The 19,250-nt window shown below is 45.1% G+C and carries 15 protein-coding genes; 8 read left to right on the top strand and 7 right to left on the bottom strand.

The genetic code is table 11. The annotated features are described in order from the left end of the window. Positions 1–118 precede the first annotated feature (118 nt). The gene (locus tag MN210_RS07945; RefSeq protein ID WP_241878158.1) at positions 119–2,152 is read left to right on the top strand and encodes a TonB-dependent receptor domain-containing protein; all 2,034 of its coding nucleotides are present in this window, start codon (positions 119–121) and stop codon (positions 2,150–2,152) included. Positions 2,153–2,273: 121 nt separating this feature from the next. On the opposite strand, the gene MN210_RS07940 is transcribed toward MN210_RS07945, so the two are convergent. Both MN210_RS07940 and copM read right to left on the bottom strand, forming a co-directional pair. Next, entirely contained in the window at positions 2,274–3,365 is a 1,092-nt protein-coding gene (locus MN210_RS07940; protein ID WP_011960743.1) for a YkvI family membrane protein, read from the bottom strand. 508 nt (positions 3,366–3,873) lie between these two features. Then, entirely contained in the window at positions 3,874–4,668 is a 795-nt protein-coding gene (gene copM, locus MN210_RS07935; RefSeq protein WP_241878155.1) for a CopM family metallochaperone, read from the bottom strand. Positions 4,669–4,895: 227 nt separating this feature from the next. Between copM and MN210_RS07930 the strand changes: the two genes are divergently transcribed. After that, a complete protein-coding gene (locus tag MN210_RS07930) occupies positions 4,896–5,435 on the top strand; it encodes a DUF924 family protein (protein WP_338412010.1) in 540 nt (179 codons plus the stop codon). Between the two features lie 24 nt (positions 5,436–5,459). Here the strand turns inward: MN210_RS07930 and MN210_RS07925 are convergent, their stop codons facing one another. Continuing rightward, a complete protein-coding gene (locus MN210_RS07925) occupies positions 5,460–6,056 on the bottom strand; it encodes a YceI family protein (protein ID WP_227534991.1) in 597 nt (198 codons plus the stop codon). 484 nt (positions 6,057–6,540) lie between these two features. Between MN210_RS07925 and tolA the strand changes: the two genes are divergently transcribed. The 4 genes from tolA (at position 6,541) to MN210_RS07905 (ending at position 10,471) form a co-directional block, all read left to right on the top strand. Continuing rightward, positions 6,541–7,611 carry a cell envelope integrity protein TolA gene (gene tolA / locus MN210_RS07920; protein WP_338412009.1) on the top strand — a complete coding sequence of 357 codons (1,071 nt, stop codon included), beginning with the start codon at positions 6,541–6,543 and terminating at the stop codon, positions 7,609–7,611. A gap of 211 nt (positions 7,612–7,822) precedes the next feature. Further along, positions 7,823–8,482, top strand: a complete 660-nt coding sequence (locus MN210_RS07915) for a MotA/TolQ/ExbB proton channel family protein (protein WP_338412008.1) — start codon at positions 7,823–7,825, stop codon at positions 8,480–8,482. A gap of 42 nt (positions 8,483–8,524) precedes the next feature. Continuing rightward, positions 8,525–8,926, top strand: a complete 402-nt coding sequence (locus MN210_RS07910) for an ExbD/TolR family protein (RefSeq protein WP_011960737.1) — start codon at positions 8,525–8,527, stop codon at positions 8,924–8,926. A 234-nt stretch (positions 8,927–9,160) separates the two neighbouring features. Beyond that, complete coding sequence (locus MN210_RS07905; RefSeq protein ID WP_338412007.1) at positions 9,161–10,471, top strand: PepSY-associated TM helix domain-containing protein; 1,311 nt, start codon at positions 9,161–9,163, stop codon at positions 10,469–10,471. An 8-nt stretch (positions 10,472–10,479) separates the two neighbouring features. Here the strand turns inward: MN210_RS07905 and MN210_RS07900 are convergent, their stop codons facing one another. From MN210_RS07900 to MN210_RS07885, 4 genes are all read right to left on the bottom strand, one after another. Next, positions 10,480–11,352, bottom strand: a complete 873-nt coding sequence (locus tag MN210_RS07900) for an ABC transporter ATP-binding protein (protein ID WP_338412006.1) — start codon at positions 11,350–11,352, stop codon at positions 10,480–10,482. Positions 11,353–11,496: 144 nt separating this feature from the next. Next, positions 11,497–12,474, bottom strand: coding sequence for a FecCD family ABC transporter permease (locus MN210_RS07895; protein WP_338412005.1), 978 nt, complete (start codon positions 12,472–12,474; stop codon positions 11,497–11,499). A 20-nt stretch (positions 12,475–12,494) separates the two neighbouring features. Continuing rightward, positions 12,495–13,301, bottom strand: coding sequence for an ABC transporter substrate-binding protein (locus MN210_RS07890; RefSeq protein ID WP_011960733.1), 807 nt, complete (start codon positions 13,299–13,301; stop codon positions 12,495–12,497). 64 nt (positions 13,302–13,365) lie between these two features. Then, positions 13,366–14,550: a ChuX/HutX family heme-like substrate-binding protein gene (locus MN210_RS07885; protein ID WP_338412004.1), complete on the bottom strand. Its 1,185-nt coding sequence runs from the start codon at positions 14,548–14,550 to the stop codon at positions 13,366–13,368. Positions 14,551–14,829: 279 nt separating this feature from the next. Here MN210_RS07885 and MN210_RS07880 point away from each other — a divergent pair, with 279 nt between their 5' ends. Together MN210_RS07880 and MN210_RS07875 are read left to right on the top strand one after the other, a co-directional pair. Then, on the top strand, positions 14,830–16,953 hold the full coding sequence (locus MN210_RS07880) for a TonB-dependent receptor plug domain-containing protein (protein ID WP_338412003.1): 2,124 nt from the start codon (positions 14,830–14,832) through the stop codon (positions 16,951–16,953). Positions 16,954–17,046: 93 nt separating this feature from the next. Beyond that, complete coding sequence (locus tag MN210_RS07875; RefSeq protein WP_338412002.1) at positions 17,047–19,170, top strand: TonB-dependent siderophore receptor; 2,124 nt, start codon at positions 17,047–17,049, stop codon at positions 19,168–19,170. Positions 19,171–19,250: the final 80 nt, after the last annotated feature.

The raw sequence follows: 19,250 nt of genomic DNA, 5'->3' as shown, positions 1-19,250 counted from the left end.
TGCAACCGCAATACATAAATGATAATAGTTATTATTAGTATTATTAATACTGATAACTTAACAATGCTCACTGTTAGCTCTTTTTATTCTTAACCTATTTTGTCTATAGCGAGTTCTTATGCGTACCTCATCTTCTAATCGTTTATCTCCGTTATGTTTAGCAGTTGCTTCAGCGCTTGTTGCTCAAGTAGCTAGCGCTCAGACTGACACGCCACGTATGACGGCTCAAACTATCACAGTAACAGCCAACAGCTCAGCCCGTGATAGAGCTCAGAATGATTCGTTATATACTGAAGAGTACACACCTGCTCAGCAAGCTTCCCATTTAAGTGACTTTTTAGAAGTTGTGCCTGGTGTGAGCGTCGGTGGTACCTCATCTGTTAACCAACGTATTCGTGTGCGTAGCTTGGATGATACCAATCTAAAAGTATCCATTGATGGGGCGCGTCAAGAAGGTGCTTTGTTTTACCACATGGGTGATGTGACCATTGACCCAGACCTGTTAAAGCAAACCGAAGTGGCTGTGGGTAATAACTCAGTAACCTTAGGTAATGATGCCTTAGGCGGTGCAGTAGCCTTTAAAACAGTAGATGCTGCTGACTTACTAAAACCAGGCCAAAAAATCGGTGCCAAGCTGCATGCAGGTTATGCCAGCAATAACGATGAGGTATTAACTTCAGCGACTGTCTTTGCTGCTCCAGCTGAAAATGTGGATTTGTTGGCTTACTATGGTAAGCGAGACGTGGAATCTGGTGAAGATGGCGACGGCCGTGAGCTATTTGAGGACAGTAAAGGCGAAAATATTTTATTAAAAGCGGGCGCTACTATCGCTGATGATCATCGTATTGGTGCAAGCTTTAGTCGTACTGAGAAGAAAGGTATTTTTCCATTTCGCCCAGATTTTCCTTCAAGACCTGAAGATCCTATTCCACAGCAAGTTAAGCGCGACACTTACAATGTAGATTATGGCTTTAATCCTGCCAACCCACTTATTGACGTTTCTGCCAATGCCTATCAAACCAAGACCCAGATTTTACGTGATTCAGATGGCAAAGCCGGTTATGAGTTCGATGCGGAAGTAAAAACGACAGGCGCTAAAGTTGAAAATATTAGTATGATTGAGAGCCGTGTTGGCAATCATAAGCTAATCGCTGGTGTGGAGCATTACAAAAAAGAATCAGCAATGAGCCGTGACTTTGCTAAGGCAAGCAATGATGAGGCCAAAAATACTTCCGTATATTTAGAAGATCAATGGCACTTGGACAAACTTACCTTAACGCCTGGTGTTCGTTATGATCGTTATGAGTCACCCAAATTTGTATCAGATGGCAAAACCTATAATAATGTAGTAGGTGCTCTAGCAGCCAGCTATGAAATCGCTCCAAACACACAAGTATTTGCAAGCTATACTCAACTGTTTAATGGCCCAGACTTAAGCCAGACTATCTTTAACTCAGATGGCGCAAATACCTTTGTAAATAGAGGTCTTAAGCCAGAAGAAGGGGATAACTCAGAGGTGGGTATTAGCACCGTATTACGCGGTCTAACTTTAGACAATGATGCGCTGCAATTAAGTGCCAAGTACTTTAAGACCAATATCGAAAACTATCTACAGTTCGTACGTACAGGTGGTGGACGTGAGGGTCTAGACTGTAACACAGGTAGACCAGGCGGCAATTGTCAGGGTTCTGTGAACTCTGATGAAGACTATGAAATCAAAGGGGTAGAGTTAGCAGCTAACTACACCACTAATAATTTTGGTATGGAGTTAAGCTACTCTCGCGCGCGTAGTGAAGGTGATAAAACAGGTAATAGCATTCCTTCTGTCAGTGGCGGCACTGCAGACTCAGGTGACCGTTACATGGTTAACTTAAATTATGATCCCACTAACGAGCTGGGTCTAGGCTGGCGCAGCACCTATGTGGCTTCAATTACGGATAATAACGGCATTACTAAGCCAAGCTACGATGTCCATGATGTCTATATGAGTTATGCACCTCGTCAGTTTAAAGATATAAAAGCCACGCTTGGTGTCTATAATATCTTTGATGAGACCTATGCCAATCACTCTTCACGCTTAAGTGACAGCGATGCAGCAACTGACTTTGAGCCAGGTCGTAATATCAAGGCCTCTTTAACCTACCAGTTCTAACCAATAGACTAGTACTTTTAGATTAGTACCAATAGATTAGTACCTTAGCTAACAATAAAAATCCCGCCATCTTAGATGGCGGGATTTTTATTGTTTAGCGCTGGCTGTTTTTAATCACTTATTATAGCTTGGCATCATCTTTTAAGAAGACTTGACCGGTGAAGGTTTTGTATAGCGCACATACCATAATCACCATGCCCAGTAAGCCTAAGGCTGGATATAGCACGTTAATTAAAGTGCTAAAAGGGAATAGGGAAGCCAGTAGCGACAGAGCCACTAAACTTACGGTCAAGGTGCGAAACTGAGTGGGGTTTTTATGAGAGTCATAAAAACGGATTACGCAGCCGTATAAGTTGGTAACCGCTGTGGTAAAGATAGCAATGACCAAAACCACACTAAACAAGATACCAATTAGAGGGCTGATATTGGTGGCAATTTGTAAAAAAGGAATCTGATATTCAATCACATTGCTCAAGTCTGACAGCAAGGCGACGGTGATGAATAACAAACATAGCCCTAGTGAAAACCCGCCTAATATACCAGCGCTGCGTAGGGTTTTTAGATTGGATTCTTTACCGCCCATCGCCGTTAAAGTAGATGTGGCCAAGCTGACGTTATAGGACACATAGACGATGGCCGAGGTCCACCAGACTGGGGTTGCCAAAGTAGGGGTCAGGCTTTTTAGGCTCTCATCAACCGTACCCAGTTGGTCATAGTGAGTGCTTAGGGTCATGATTGAGATCGCTATCACGCTAAAGATAATAATGGGCGAGACGATACCGAGTGCGCGCACCGAAGAGGAGAAGCCGAATATTACGGTAGCTAAAGTCATGGCTGCGATAATCAGCTTACCGGTCGTCACAGACAATCCCCAGTACTCATGAATGGCCGCCCCGCCGCCTGAGAACATAATGCTGACGCAGCCGAACATAAAAAACAGCAGGACATAGTCCCCTAAAAAGCCAAGCTTATTACCACATAAGTAGTTCAATACATCACGATGACTGCAGGTCTGCAATCGGTTACCCAGCTCCATAAACACTGAGCCGTACCAAATAAATAACAACGTGGTAATAATGGCACCAATGATACCCACTAAGCCATAACCGGCAAAAAACTGCATCACTTCTTGACCACTGGCATAGCCTGCGCCAATGACTGCCCCGACGTAAACCCCTGCGTAGCTAATGGCCCTGATTACTGAACTACTCATAATATTGATATCCCTATTTGAGCACCTGCCGCCTTTAAGCAGCTGGCGCATAACCTTTATTAAGTAGGTTGCTGATGAAAAGACAGTTGCTTTGATAGTTTGATAGGCAACAAATTTTGAGAGGTATCTTAACAATAAGTTATAAGAATACAAGGGGGCAGGCGTGAACGAATTTGTATAAACAAACTTTTTTATGAGTCAAACAATCACTTTTTAATCAATAGTTTATTAAGAAAAAATGAATGTGATATTTTTATATATGGTTTTAAAGCGGCGATGTGGTTGATAAGACTTAGGAATGATAAAAGTAGGGTTTAGTTTTTGTTAAATAGAGGGTTTAATATTATAAGATATTGATTTTAGATTAATTTGATAGAAATTTAATTAAAAAATAAAGTAAAAAACACAAAAAGAGTTCAAGGCGATAAACCTCAAACTCTTTTTAAATGTTTCAAACGCGGTTTAAGCTGGCAAGGCGGCTTGTAATTTTAGCCATAAAAAACGGCGCTTAAGCAGACTTACTTACCCATTTTTGCATCAGATCAATTTCGGCTTGCTGGGCGCTGATAATGTCTTCAGCCAATTTGCGCATGGCTTCATCTTTACCGTATTTTAGCTGAGTTTCGGCCATCGCTATCGCACCTTTGTGATGTGCAAGCATACCTTTGGCAAATGCCATGTCGGCATCTGCATCAAGTAAGCCTTGCATCATCTCATCATGCACGGCATCCATACCACTGCTATAGGTTTGCTGCATCTCTTGATTATAGTCTTGTTCTGTGTTGTCAGGATGGGCGTTAAGCCACGCTTTTATTTGATCAATTTCGGCTTGTTGGGCGCTCATAACGTCTTTAGCTAATTTACGCATGGTGTCGTCTTTGCCATATTTTAACTGAATCTCTGCCATATCTAGGGCGCCTTCATGATGAGCAAGCATGCCTTTGGCAAAAGTGACATCAGCATCATGGCTTTGTAATGCTTCCATCATATCTTCATGCATGTCATCCATCTCGTCCATGTACTCCTTACCAAACTCAGTAGTGGCGGCAGTACTCATATCATGGCCTTCATGGCTATCTTGCATCTGTAGCTCATGCTCATCACTGTCATGATCAGCATCTGTATGCCCCATTTTTTCATGGTCAGTCATTTCCGTACTCTGAGCGTCATTAGAGTCGGTGTTTTCCTGATTTTTCGGCTGACAAGCCGCCAAGGCCAAAACAGAGGTACACAGGGCAGCTAAAGTCAGTTGTTTGGTTTTTAGCATTTTTTTATTGAATGGGTGTGTTTTGATCGTCATCATCTTTCCTCTTATAATTTCAGTGTACGTATGTACCGACATAGTATATCAAGCTTAAGATTTTACACTGTTGTGATTCATTTGCATGATGTAAGTATGTACACACGCATAAATGTTGTTGTGAGTTTAAAAGTGCTTGGTAAGTGGCACAGTCTGGTTGTTAATTTGAGCGGATTTGGGTAAGGTGGTCAACTGTTAAGCCAACGCAATAAAAGACACTAAGGTGAACTATGTATCAACAGATTATCGAATTTTGTTTTCATGAGGCGGGACTGCAGAAGTTTTTTGAAAAAAGTGACGCTTTTGATGCCGTGTTAGCCGAGCGTTTTAGCGGTACGTTAATTCAGGCAGCAGCTGGCGAGTTATTTGCATGGCGGGCGCATCCTGAGGGACGTCTGGCTGAGATTATCGTACTTGATCAATTCTCCCGCAACATCTACCGCGACACGCCGCAAGCCTTTGCTCAAGACCCCATGGCTTTGGCATTGGCTCAAGAAGCTGTGGCGGCTGGCGTGTTGCAACAGCTACACAGTGTAGAGGCGCGTCACTTATTATTAATGCCTTATATGCACAGTGAGTCGAAGCTTATCCATACGCACACAGATAGATTGTTTAAGCAGCACACAGACGAGGGTGTCTACGGTTTTGAGGTGCGGCACAAAGTCATTATTGATAGATTTGGCCGGTATCCGCATCGTAATAAGATCTTGGGGCGCCCCTCGACCCAAGAGGAGCTTGAGTTTTTGACACAACCGGGCTCTTCATTCTAGGGGAGAGGTGCTTTAAGGAGGCGCTTATTTGGCAGGCATCAGCTCACCGGTAATGACAATAGGAATAGTGGTGCCAAAGATGCCTGGAAAGGCAGTCACCCCATAGTCATGGCGGTTAATGGTGGCAGTGGCCTTAAATTTTAAGGCGCTAGGTTGGCTCTTAGAAAGCGTATAAACATCTGTTAAGTTCACTTTAACGGTCATCGGCTTGGTCTGGCCTAGCGCATTGAAGCTGCCATTGACGTAACCCTCTCGAGGATTGTTAAGCTTTACACTTGAAGAGGTGAACTTTAAGGTGGGGTATTGCTTGGTATTGAGCAGCTCTTTTCTGCGGATAAAATAATCTCTTGGCTTTAAGTCAGTATCCACACTATCGGTATACACTGTAAAGCGTATGACGGTATTTTGTGGTCGGCTCTCATCATAATTAATCACGCCCTCTATCTTATGAAAAGTGCCTTCAATGATAGACTTTTTTAAATAAGGTACTGAGAAACCTACTTTGGTCTTTTGCGGGTTAATTTGCCACTTTTGTGGCGTCGCAGCGGTAGCCAGCAGCGGCAAACTTAAAAGCGCACAAGCAGTAACAACGCTCAGAACAGGGGTGGTGGTGATAGGCATAATAAAATCCATTCGGTCAGAAAAATCTTAGCTGTTAGCACAGATAACTTATTGAGCTAAACAGTCAAAATCAGACATTATACCACGCGGCTTTATTGAGAATAACTTCAAAATTACAAATCTTGTTCGGCCTTAATATGCTATGTTATAATATAACAACACTATGTGTTCATATGGTGTTACCAGTCTAATATTTTACAAAACTGAATGCAAATAGTAATAATTCTTATTTACATTGAAGCGGCTTTGTTATACCATTCTTTTTTGAAATAGCATAGCAACCTACGCAGCATAAGTTTCTGCTTTATAACAATAAAAATAAGCAAACTTATCAAGGTGGCGGTGGTATGTAACATTTTATATAGGATATGACACCCTATAAACAAAGTACAAAACACAATGAAACGTAGCAGCGAAAAAGTTTGTCCATTTTCATTGTCCCATTAGGCACTTGGCATCCACTAATAAATTTCACTTTACTTCTATGAATAATAAAACCAGCTCTAGCCCAGTTAAAGTTAATACTGCCACGATTATTGCTGTGTTGGCGCTGCATATGGGGGTGGCTGCAGCATTAGTGGCATTAGATATGCCAAAACCCATGCCAAAAAAGCCAGAGATTGAAAAGCCGATTGAAATTGAGTTATTAACCTTAGCTGAGCAGCCAGAGCCAGAAGTAGTGGAGGTTGCACCGCAGCCAGTCGTCACCCCGCCACCGCAGCAGCCTGTCTCAAAATCTGAGCCACCAAAGCCTGCCCCGGTAAAAAAAGTTGAGCCCAAACCTGAGCCAGCCAAAGTTACCAAGCCCGAACCAAAGCCTGAGCCAAAACCTGTCGAAAAGATTAAAACGCAGCCTGAGCCAAAACCTGAACCAAAACCTGAGCCAAAAATAGAAAAGACCCCCATCGTTAAGCCTGATTCTAAGCCAGTCATTGATAACACTGAGCAGCAACGTCTTATTGACAAGGCCGCTGCTGAAAAGGCTGCCACTGAAAGGGCTGCCGCTGAAAAGGCCGCTGCTGAAAAGGCTGCCGCTGAAAAGGCCGCTGCTGAAAGGGCTGCCGCTGAAAGAGCTGCTGCTGAAAGGGCTGCCGCTGAAAGGGCTGCCGCTGAAAGGGCTGCCGCTGAAAGGGCTGCCGCTGAAAGGGCTGCTGCTGAAAAGGCTGCTGCTGAAAAGGCGGCTGCTGAAAGGGCGGCTGCTGAAAAGGCTGCTGCTGAAAGGGCTGCTGCTGAAAAGGCGGCTGCCGCTGCCAGTAATACTCCGCAGAACTTCTCTGCCAATCAGGCCAGCTGGAGAAGCAAACCAAACTTTTCTATTCCGCCTGCGGTAGTTAGAAAGCTAAATCCAGGAGACAGACTGCGGGTTATGGTCAGATTAACAGTAGATAAGAGCGGCACGGTAACAAGCGCCACCTTAGCCAAGTCTTCAGGCAACACCGCACTAGATAATTACACCGTCAATACCGCAAAAAAAGGTAAATTTAATCCTTTCACTAAAGGCGGTCAGCCTGTGGTCGGGGTGGTGACACTGCCCATAGATTATCAGGTTAACTAGTCCGGATTTGTGTCCTTAGGGGTACATTCTTAGGGGTACACATTATGGCTATGGCTGTTAGAGCCAATAGTTGACATGAGATTTACCCACTAAAGGCGTTAGAAAGATTGCTATCTTAGTAGGCGGTTTTAAATTAAATAATTTTAGATTTAGTTCTAGATTCAATGAATTGATTGAAAGTTAATTTTTTCCCATTTTGTAAGGACTCCCCATGGATTTTGCAGCATATTGGCAATATACCGACATTGTTACTAAGTTTTTGTTCTTTAGCTTGCTAGGCTTATCAATAGCCTCGTGGATTGCAGGCATTTTGCGCCTTTACCAAAGTAGCCAGCTGAAAAGCACAGTGGCCGCAGATTTGACGCAAGCGGTCAGTGCAGAGTCAAAAAACTTGTCAGCACTTGGTAGCTCAGAGCGCAAAACTGTGGTTGAGCAGGTGTTGATGAAAGAGATTGGCCGCTATCGTTATTCGGGTGAAAAGGGTCTGGCTATACTGGGTACCACAGCCGCCATTGCTCCTTTTATTGGGTTGTTCGGGACGGTGTGGGGTATCTTCCATGCTTTACATAGCATTGGTGAGTCAGGTCAAGCCGGTCTTAGTCAAGTGGCAGGTCCTGTAGGTGAGGCACTCATCATGACAGGTCTGGGTCTGGCTGTGGCCATTCCTGCAGTTATTTTTTATAACATCGCCATTCGTATTAATCGCCGCACCTTATTTATTGCCAATGACACCGCTTATGGTCTACTCGGTGACACAGCTAAGCCTATGAATAGCAGCGCCGCTGCTCAGGTAGCGCTAAAGACACAGGCTCAAAGCAGTAAAGATGGCGATTATGCCTCGTTAAATACATCCACTGCCAACACTCACTAGACACGAGCAGTAATCGGTAGGCCAACCAGATAGGAGCGTTATATGGCTTTTCAGTTAGGTGATGACGATATGCAATCTATGAATGAGATTAACCTCATTCCTTTGATTGATATCATGTTGGTATTAATGATTATTTTCTTAGTAACGGCCACCGTGCTAAACCCTACGGTGCCTTTAGACTTGCCAAAGACCAGTGCTAGTGTGCAGCAAACTCCACCAAAAGTGGTGCAAATTAGCATCGATAAAGATGCGGGTGTGTACTGGGACGATCAGCCCATAACTTTGACACAGCTAGAGAGCCGCTTGGCAAGCGAATCACAACAACAGCCGCAGCCGTCTATCCGCTTAAGCGCCGATAAAGATGCGCGCTATGAGACTGTGGCACAAGTATTGGCTCTGGCAAGTCAAGCTCAAATGGATAAGATCGCTTTTGTCAGTCAATAGTCTCAAGATATAAGAGGTTTAAATAGCGGGTTATCGCTATACAGTAGTGACCCGCAGTAAATAGCAACTTTTGTGTTATCTGACCCTAGTAGGCTTCGGCTTAGTAGGGTTATTTTATGCCTGATTTTTGGCAGTAGGTACTAAGAAACTAACCTTTAAGCGTGTTCAGACAATGACTTTATAGCGCCCAGGGACCGGTCTTGGGCATTCATACACCACGGAATTAGATTATTTATGGCAATAAAAATACGTCAAGCTTGTCTTTGGGTTCATCGTTATAGTGGGCTTGTGATGGCCGCTTTCTTATTTATGGCAGGCATTACCGGCGCGTTGCTGGCTTTTCATCAAGAGCTTGATGATGTATTTAATCACAAATTAGCTTATGTGGACGTTGAGCCGCGTCCGCAGCTGCCCATAGCGACTTTGCATGATAAAGTGATTGAGGCTTATCCTGAATATAAGTTCTCTAGTATGCCGGTGATGCTTGAGCCTAATAAGTCAGCAGTGTTCGTGGTAGATAGAGCACGGGGCAAACGCCAGAAAAACAAAAATACGGCGCCCTTTCAAGAGGTCTACGTCAATCCGTATACTGCAGAAATCATCGGCAGTCGTGACAAGGAAGCTTGGGCGTTCAATAACACCATGTGGAAGGTGTTTTGGTTACATCGTGAGCTTTTAATGGGCAAGGTGGGCAACTTAATTTTGGGCATAGTGGCATTGCTGTGGACCATTAACTGCTTTATTGGTATTTACTTGACCTTGCCTCGCGCGACTCAATCTAAAGCGAAAGCCAATCTTAGTAAGAGCGCCGTGCGTAGTCATAACAGAGCCTCTTGGTTTAAGCGCTGGTTGCCTGCTTGGAAAATCCGCCGAAAATCTAATTTTTTTAAGTTTAATTATGATGTGCACCAAGCCTTTGGGTTGTGGCTTTGGGTGATGCTGTTCGTCATTGCTTGGTCGAGCGTTGGCTTTAACTTAAGATCCGTCTATCAGCCCGTTATGCAGGCAGTGGTAGGTTTACAGCCTTTTGAAAAAGGGGGGAGACATAAGCCTGATACAAAGTCTGATACAGAGTCTGATAATCAGGCAGTAGCTAAAGCTCATGATGTGACGCTTAAAATCACCAAAGCTCAAAGTATCGAGTATCTATCTGCTCAAGCACAGAAGGTCAGTTTAGAGCACGGCTTAAAAGTTGAGAAAATATTGGGTCTGCGCTGGGTAGATGAGGATAAACAGTGGCAGATGCGCTTTAAGACCAATAAAGATATCGGTAATAAAGGCGGGGTGTCTTCATTAAATATAGATGCGGTGACAGGACAGGTGGTCAAAATTAACTTAGGTCACCAAAGCCCTACGGGTAATAAAATAAATGAATGGCTCAACAGTCTGCATATGGGCCATATCGGAGGCGATGTGGTACATAGGATTTATCAAGTGTTTTTGGCGCTGATAGGTATAGCGGTATCTGCATTATCATTTACTGGGGTTTATCTGTGGTGGCGCGGCAACAGAGCGCGCAAAACCAAAGCCATGCGCGGTATGTAACCGATCGGTTAGGAGACAAACAGTCGGCCGTTTGGGGTGTCGTAAGTTTCAATTGGCGTCTGATACACCCCGCTTAGACGCTCTTGCGTCATAACGTGCTCAGGTGAGCCATGAGCCACGACGGCACTTTTATCCATTAATACCACATGATCACTATAACGGTAAGCTAGGGTTAAGTCGTGTAGCACCACAAGCAATGTCTTGTGTGCGGTGCTTACGAGCTCTTTAAGATATTGTAATAAGAAGCGTTGATGACGAATGTCTAAATGATTGGTCGGCTCATCGAGCAGCAAGATTTGAGTGTCTTGCATCAAAGCGCGTACCACCGCCAAGCGCTGTTTTTCACCACCGGATAAGCCGGACACGCGTCTGTCTTGCAAATGTATGAGCTCAAACTGATGTAGCAGCTCACGAGCCTTTGTGGTTTGTGCCACGTTTGGGGTTTGATACCACGCAAGCTGCGGGGAGACCCCAAGTAAAGCATACTGCAAAACATTTAAGGGCAGTTCAAACTGCTCATGCTGTCCCACCCACGCAATCTTACCTTGACTAATAAGCGAGTGCGGTGTGTTGCGATGGGGGCTGCCATCAGTGTTAGCCATCACGTAATTGATAGTACCTGTGGTCTTGAGTCTGGTGTGCCCAGTACAATTTAATAAGCTATGTAGCAACGTGCTTTTACCGGCGCCATTGGGACCAATAAATGTGGTCAGCTGTTTCGCGTATAGCTGTAGATGCGGTACATCCAGCAGCTTTTTTTGACCGGCACATACTTGTAAGTTATGGATATGACATAGCTCAGTGGCTTGTGAGCTTTTGGGAGCTAAAGGTGAGGACATTGCGGAGCGCTCTAAGCAAGAAGTGGCCAAGTCTGCGGTCATAACGTACCTATTATTAAAGAAGATAATGGGTTAAAAGTAGGGGGCTTCAGAGAAAAGAGTGCATAATAACTAAGCACAAAAAAACCCGCGGCCCGCCATAAAAAAGACGAGAGCAGCGCTAGCCAGTACAAAAAACTCACTTGGTCAGCTACGGGTGCTGCGAATAAATAACCAAATAAAAAATGGGCCGCCGATTAAGGCCAAAACGATGCCAATGGGCACATCCACGGGGTAGGCCACATGGCGCGCCAGACTGTCTATGACCAATAAAAACAAGGCCCCAAACCAGCCGGACCAAAACATAATGCGCATTCGACCACCGCCAAACAATAGGCTGAGTAAATTGGGAATCATCATTCCAATAAATCCAATCACCCCAGACATAGATACCGCTGCCCCAGTCAGTAGGGCGCACGCAATGATGACCAGTGCCCGAACCTGACCGACTTTTATACCCAAAGACAGTGCGGTGGTTTCCCCCAGCATTAGCCCATCCAATTGCCGTCCGAATGGTAAAATAATGGCCAATCCCAAAGCAATGCTTATCAAGGCATAGCGCAGTGGTACAAAGCCTGCCTCAGCCATACTACCTGCCAGCCAATTGGTGGCACTGCGCAGCACCATGTCATTGGACAAAAACAAAATTAAACTCACCAAAGCGCCACAAAAGGCGCTGATCACAAAGCCTAAGATAAGCAGCCCCATCTGACCACCACCCAAAAATCGGTGACAACCCAGCACCAACAGACATACCACTAAGCTGCCTATGAAGGCGGCCAGTGGCACCCCAATGCCAGAGATGCCCAGAGCCAGTATCAATACCACCCCTAAGGCTGCACCACCAGAGGTACCAATTAAGCTCGGATCGGCCAATGGATTTTCGAATAAAGCTTGTAGTGCAGCGCCACTCACTGACAGGGCTAAGCCCACCAATAAGGCGGTGACTACCCGAGGATAGCGCAGCTGCCATAAGGTGGCATCAAGTTGTGAGGGGCTAGACCATTGACCAAATCCCACGCCCAAGCTCAACCAAATCAATAGGGCAGATACCAAGATAGCAGCGCCATAGCTGATTACGGTTGTAGACAAGAATCGCTTATCTGGGTGCACAAAATTGGACATAATAGATCTCAGTCAAGTTGCTAATTGGCCAGCTTATGTAGCTTATCGACTACTTGAGGTGAGGCGAGTCCGTAGCGTAAGAACTCATCGGCATCCCAAAAGTAGATGTGGTTATTTTTGGCCGCGGGGCTATTGGCCACCTCTGGGCGCTGCCGGAAGCTGGCAATGGAGCCAATGACCGGTTTGTTGTGGTCAGCAATGATAATCACATCAGGCTTAGCTGCCATCCAGCCTTCGCGTGATAAGGGTTTAAGTCCTGAGACATTGGCAGCATTTATCCCACCTGCACGTTTGATCAGCTCATCACCCACAGTACCTGCACCAGCCACAATACGTCCATCATAGCTTAGCAAGTAGCGGGTTTTGGTCGCAGGTTTTGGTGCCATTTTTTGGCTCCAATTGGTCGCCAAACGGTTGGCTTGTGTGCTGCGCTCCAAGTAGCTGCCAATTTGTCTAATACTGTTGGTGTAGCTGGTGATATCTTCTTTTGGTGCCACATTGACCGCTTTGACGTTTAAGCGGTTAAGACGCTGATAAATGCTGGCTGGCTGAGCCATATAACTGCCCAATACCAAGTCAGGCTTGAGCGCCATTATTGGCTCAGCTGTGATGTTGCGGTGGTTGCCGACACTGGCTGCTTTGGCCAAGCGCGGGCTGGTATTAAATTGGTCTTTACCCACTACCTTATTGGCACTGCCCAAAGCGACCACAATATCGGCCACATCAGGGGTAAGCACCACAACGCGCTCGTAAGCCTGTGCCGAAAGACAGGTTAGGGGCAATAATGTGCCAAAAGCGAGGGTATTAAAAAAAAGCTTAGGTCGCATAAAAACATCCTATATAAAGGCCTAGCACAGTGTGGCGCTAGACTATGACTGCTGATATAAAAGGCTATTTGGTAAGCTCAGTGGCGGGTGACTCGATAAGTAGATGCTGCTCAACTAAAGAGGCAGTAAGCTTGCGCCAATAGTCTTTTTCAGGTTCACCCTCTTGACGTTGACCGAAGAAGGTCACGATGGTATTGCCGTAGGCATCGAAGCCTTCAATGCAGGTGACTGTACCGTCCTTGGTCGGTCTTTTTACGCACCATACTTGTGCCAGCGCCTCATCGTTAAGATGTAAGGTAAAGTCAGTGTGCTTTTTATCTAAGATGTTAATCCAGCTGCCCATGCGTTTTACTTGATGTACCACACCAGTTTGGATTTGGACCACGCCGCTGTTACCCACAAAGGTCATGATGGGCTCAGCTTGCTGCTGTGCTAGGGTGAGCAGGCTCTCTATCGCCTTTGGGTCAAGCTGATAGGTGGTGTTCTCAGGTGCTTGTAGGTAGCTACTGGCACGGTCGATACCGAGTTTTTTCAACAAGATATAAAACTGATGGATGTCGGTTAATCCCAGCCATTTTTGCTGCAATTTGGCTTTATCGTCATCATTTAAGGCGTGGTACTGCCAAGGCTCATTAACCGCTGCAGGCTTCAAGTTAACAATCACATTTTGAGGATTGGCTTCAGCTTGAGCGGTATGCTGTGCGATCAGCTCAAACCACTGCGTGATGGCAGCAGGACTGTAATCTCGCAAGAATACTTTGGCAATGGCCGCACCGCTCTCATCAAAAAACTGGATGCTCAAGGAGCCAGGAGAGTTCTCATCCGCCTTCGAATCATCTGTAAAGGCAAGCATGTGCTGCCACTTATGGACAAAAAATCTTAAGTCCAGCCCGCCCACATCAATAGCAAGCCCTGTGTGGCCACTGAGCTTTAGGTTCTTTAGTTGTCCGGTTTTTTCGTGTACCGCAAGCTCATTTCTTACAATACTCTCAAGCTTTTCAAATCCGGTCAGTGCCTGTAGTACGTCAGTGCACTGGGTGCCCATATATTGGCTATAAGGCGAGGCCAATAACAGCTCAAGCTCACTGACCTTTAACTCTTTTGCCGCTTCTAAAGGGAACCACAGCTTGCGTTGGGCCTTTTGATCTACATAGCGATTCCATAGGGCTGTGTCTTTTTGTACTGAGGTATTGTTAGCAAGTTGGCTATCAGAGGGGGCGGGGGTGTCTGCGCTGGCTAGGGTGCTCATAGTGATCCTTATTGGGTTAGCAGATAAATAACATATTAATGAGCCATAAAAATGGCAAATGGCTATTGATTCAAAACAGTTTTTTGTATAACGGCAACATGACCGTAAGGCCAGTTGTTTTAGGGTGAAGAGTATAACCATCAATTATTAATATGTAAATGATAATTGTTATCAATAGGTATTGATTATCATTTACGATTAATATACAGTACGCTACAAATACAGACAAGAGTGAAAGCTGTTTTTCTTTTTGACACAAACTAACTGATAAGGTTTGCTATGACCCAAACGTTTTACGCCACTCACCCCCTAAAGCAAGCTATTTTATTAGCCTTAACGGGTTTATGCGCTGGATATGCCATTAGTGCTCAAGCACAAAATCATACAATTAATGATACCCAAGCAATTAATGACAACACGGACACTCAAAATGCTGCGCTGCAGCATACAAAGTTTGATCCTATTGTTGTGACTGCCACGCGAAGCAATAAGTATTTAAGTGAGACGCCGATACCAGTACAGGTGCTGGATAAAAATAAATTAAAACAAAACCATGCCCAGACCTTAAAGCAAGCACTAGAGCTGCTGCCCAATGTGTATTTGGCCCAGCTGCGCGGCAAAACTGGCTATGAGGTCAGAATGCAGGGCTTATCAGGCGATCAAGTACTGGTACTTATCGATGGTCTGCCAGTATCGGCCAGCACCAGCTCAAGCTTCAATATCGCTCAATACCTCAATACTCAAGTAGAGCAAATCGAGGTCATTCAAGGGGCTGCTTCTGCACAATATGGTAGCTCAGCGATGGGCGGTGTCATCAATATCATTACTAAGCCCATCAGTGACACCCATGCCTCTATTACCGCAGAGCTTGGTACCAATACCTCACAAAACCCTTCAGACAAAAAATTTGATAACAACTATAGCTTCGTAGAGGGCAGTGTCGAGGGTGCTTTATCAGATGACAAGCGTCTAAAAGCGCGCTTATCGGGGGCTTATCGTGATGATAAGGGGCTTAGCGTAGATAATGAGGCTTGGCCTCGTCTAAAAGATGCCACCGAACAAAAACAGGTGCAGGCCAAAATCAGCTTTACTCCTGATATCAATGAAGTGGATACAGCCAACCCCAATAGCCGATACTGGCTAGAGGCGGGATATTATGAAGAAGAGGACAGCAGTCGCTTCAATTATGTTGCCCGTAATGGCGCGGTACAGGCGCAGCAGCGAGATGAGGATATTAAGCGAAAAAGAGTCAGTGCCGGCGGTGAGACTAAGATTTTTGCAGGCAATGCAGAGGGGTACAAGCTATCAGGCTCAGCACTGTATGAGAACTATGACAGTCAGTCGCACAATACGGCCAGTGGCAAAGTCAGTGATGTGCGTGACTTTGATTTAACGACCAATTTAGCACAGCTACAGCTAGATTTTCCGCTTATTTATAGTGGAGAGAACCAGTGGCATGCGCCGCAATTGGGTTTGAAGTATCAAAAAGATAAGCTCGATCAAAAAATAGATGGCGTGTCAGAGTTTATCACCGATAAAGTCGATCGTGATGTACTTGAGACTTATTTTCAAGATGATTGGGCATTAAGTGACAATACTGAGCTGGTGGCGGGCGTGCGCTATCAAGATGACAGTGACTTTGGCAGTCATTTTGCGCCAAAACTTGCCTTAAAACACGACTATTATGATGCCAATAATCGCAAGCATGTGTTTCGTGCTAGTGTCGGTCAAGGCTACCGAGTACCCAATTTAAAAGAGCGATACTATCTATTTGACCACAGCAGGTATGGCTATAAAGTCATGGGCAGCCCTGATTTGAAGCCTGAAGAGTCGATAAGTTATCAGCTGGGCTATCAGACTCAGCTAAACGATAAAGTCGGCGTGAGTGTTAACGGCTTTTATAACGATGTCAAAAACCTGATCCAAACCGATAATAACCATCCGGTAATGGACGGTGGCATAAAGGTATTTAGCTATGACAACGTCGATAAGGCCGAGACCTATGGCGGAGATATAGGGGTCGATTGGCAGCTAAATGATAAAGCGATGCTCAATTTGGGTTATGGCTATTTGCACACCAAAAACAAAACCACAGGTGGCGACCTTACCTATAGTCCTGAGCATAAGGTAACCGCCAATGTACAGTATCAAGTGACCGATAAACTGCAATTTATACAACAAGTACGGTATGAGTCCAAACAGTTAACCGATACCGCTGCCAGTAGCTATTCACCTCACTGGTGGGGGCTTGATAGCCGTTTTAACTACACGGCCAGTCCGAATTTAGATCTATATATGGCAATCAATAACTTACTTGATGAGCAGCGCAGTGCCAGTGATGCCAACGATCAACGGCCTATTGATAACCGTCAGTGGTTAGTGGGTGCCAGTTATCACTGGTAGTAGAGTCGCTGCGCACCCGCGGCTTACGGCTTTATCATTTATATACTACACTGAGGTTGTATGAGATTAACATTCAATAAAAAGCGCTTAACAATGAGCGTACAGCTACTGTTGATGGCTGGCATCAGTCACTATGCGCAGGCGGCGGCAGTTGAAGCGGTCACCAGCTCGACAGAACACGCTACTGATTCACAGCCCACCGCGACATTTGACGCCATCAACGTGTATGCAAATAGCTATCGCACCACGGGCACCAAAACCAATCTGAATCCGCAAGATTCGCCGATGAGTTATGAGCGTATTGACCAACAAGTCTTACAAAGTCGTCAGGCCGATAGCGTCAATGCCGCGTTGCGTTATGATCCCAGCATCACCAGTGAAAGCCGAGGCACAACCACGTTATTTGATGAATACAATATTCGTGGTTTTAAAACCTATTCTAATTTTTATGATGGCATGCGATTGGCTTATGATGGCTTTTGGAACCTGACGCCTCAGGTAGATGTCTATGCAACTGAAGCGGTAGAAGTCGTCAAAGGGCCTGCTTCTTCATTGTATGGGTATGCTTCACCAGGGGGCTTAGTCAATCAAATTGCAAAAACGCCCAGTAGCCAAGAGGCACATGAACTAAAAATTAGAGTCGGCAATCAAGACCTAAAAGAGGTGGCCACAGACCATACAGGCGCTGTTACAGATACCTTAAATTACCGGCTGGTAGCTTTGGCCAGAAAAAAAGAGGGTCAAATGCAGACCACTAAAGAGGAGCGGATTATGATAAATCCCTCTTTGCAGTGGCAGCCCAATGATAAGGTAAGTGTGATTGCCAATATGTTTTATCAAGATGACCCCCACATGCTACCTTCAACGCCGCTGCACTCAGTAGGCACGTTGTATAATTCTAGCTATGGCAAGCTTGATAGTGATGCGTATGCAGGAGATGTATGGGCTAATTATCGTAAAAAAGTATGGATGCCAAGTCTGACCACCAACTGGGATATCAAGGACAACCTGCAATTTAAGAATGTGATTCGTTATACCGATGCGAAGGGTAAGCAGCGTAATATCTACAATCGGGGGCTGGTAGAAGATACCGATAACCTGTTGATCCGCGCCGCTTATACCACAGATGAGGAGATGACCAATTTTACCACCGACAATCAGTTGGCCTATCAGTTTAATAGCGGTGATGTAAGCCATAATCTACTATTGGGGGCAGAGTACCAAACCACCGATAGTAAGGCTCTGTATAAAGATGCAGGTGCTGCAGGAACACCGCTACTTGATATGAGTCATCCAGACTATCATCTTGTCAATCCCGAGACACTGCCTTTAGATAACTATATTGAAACGGCTGATATCAAGCAAAAGCAGCTGGGTCTTTATTTACAAGATGAGATACAGTGGAAGGATTTGACTGTGGTGGCAGGCCTGCGCCATGATGACTTTGACAGTAACAATCATAAAGTGGCCGCTGGTGTGGCATCAACGGTCAACAATAAAGCCAAAAAAACCAGTGGTCGTCTTGCGGCAATTTATAATTTGGACAATGGTTTTTCTCCTTATTTAAGTTACTCCGAATCTTTTGAGCCTGTGGTGGGCAGCAACTTCATTACAGGAGAGGCCTTTGAGCCTACTACCGCGGATCAAATTGAAATAGGTGTTAAATATTTATCTGCCGATTCGAAGACCAAAGCCACCTTGGCCGCCTATGACATTACCAAAAACAATGTGGTAGTCAGCGACTACGTTAATTATCGCAATCAGACCCAAACTGGTGAAATTACATCCAAAGGTTTTGAGGTATCTGGCAGCCGCAAGGTTAATGACTGGATGGATTTATCAGTAGGGTATGGCTTTACCGATGCCGAAATCAGCGAAGATGACATCAATCCTCAATATGTGGGCAATACGCCAGAGCAGGTGGCCAAACATAAAGCCACGTTGTGGTCGACTTTTTATCCTACCGATAAGATAATGCTCAACACCGGCGTACGCTATCAACAAGGCATGCAAGTCGATAGAGAAAACAGTGATGAGTTGCCCAGTGTGACACTGGTGGATATCGGAGGGTCATATCAATTAAATGACAGATGGCGCATAGAGGCAAATATCAGTAACTTATTTGACAAGACCTATGTGGGCAGCTGTTATGATAAGGCAAACTGCTGGATGGGGCCTGAGCGTCAAATGAGCCTAAGTGCTACTGCCAAGTTCTAATACAATCGGTATGGCACCTGATGAGCATCAAAAAAGCTGCGGTTATTCTACATAGCCGCAGCTTTTGTGTTTATCGTCAT

Origin of the sequence: Psychrobacter raelei (assembly GCF_022631235.3) — a bacterium.
Taxonomy (GTDB): Bacteria; Pseudomonadota; Gammaproteobacteria; order Pseudomonadales; family Moraxellaceae; genus Psychrobacter; species Psychrobacter raelei.
Note: the sequence above shows the minus strand (reverse complement) of the source record. Positions and strands in the feature narration are given on the sequence as shown.

Coding starts and splice junctions, on each gene's coding strand:
- MN210_RS07945 (WP_241878158.1), top strand. CDS start 119: ATGCGTACCTCATCTTCTAATCGTTTATCTCCGTTATGTTTAGCAGTT.
- MN210_RS07940 (WP_011960743.1), bottom strand. CDS start 3,365: ATGAGTAGTTCAGTAATCAGGGCCATTAGCTACGCAGGGGTTTACGTC.
- copM (WP_241878155.1), bottom strand. CDS start 4,668: ATGATGACGATCAAAACACACCCATTCAATAAAAAAATGCTAAAAACC.
- MN210_RS07930 (WP_338412010.1), top strand. CDS start 4,896: ATGTATCAACAGATTATCGAATTTTGTTTTCATGAGGCGGGACTGCAG.
- MN210_RS07925 (WP_227534991.1), bottom strand. CDS start 6,056: ATGCCTATCACCACCACCCCTGTTCTGAGCGTTGTTACTGCTTGTGCG.
- tolA (WP_338412009.1), top strand. CDS start 6,541: ATGAATAATAAAACCAGCTCTAGCCCAGTTAAAGTTAATACTGCCACG.
- MN210_RS07915 (WP_338412008.1), top strand. CDS start 7,823: ATGGATTTTGCAGCATATTGGCAATATACCGACATTGTTACTAAGTTT.
- MN210_RS07910 (WP_011960737.1), top strand. CDS start 8,525: ATGGCTTTTCAGTTAGGTGATGACGATATGCAATCTATGAATGAGATT.
- MN210_RS07905 (WP_338412007.1), top strand. CDS start 9,161: ATGGCAATAAAAATACGTCAAGCTTGTCTTTGGGTTCATCGTTATAGT.
- MN210_RS07900 (WP_338412006.1), bottom strand. CDS start 11,352: ATGACCGCAGACTTGGCCACTTCTTGCTTAGAGCGCTCCGCAATGTCC.
- MN210_RS07895 (WP_338412005.1), bottom strand. CDS start 12,474: ATGTCCAATTTTGTGCACCCAGATAAGCGATTCTTGTCTACAACCGTA.
- MN210_RS07890 (WP_011960733.1), bottom strand. CDS start 13,301: ATGCGACCTAAGCTTTTTTTTAATACCCTCGCTTTTGGCACATTATTG.
- MN210_RS07885 (WP_338412004.1), bottom strand. CDS start 14,550: ATGAGCACCCTAGCCAGCGCAGACACCCCCGCCCCCTCTGATAGCCAA.
- MN210_RS07880 (WP_338412003.1), top strand. CDS start 14,830: ATGACCCAAACGTTTTACGCCACTCACCCCCTAAAGCAAGCTATTTTA.
- MN210_RS07875 (WP_338412002.1), top strand. CDS start 17,047: ATGAGCGTACAGCTACTGTTGATGGCTGGCATCAGTCACTATGCGCAG.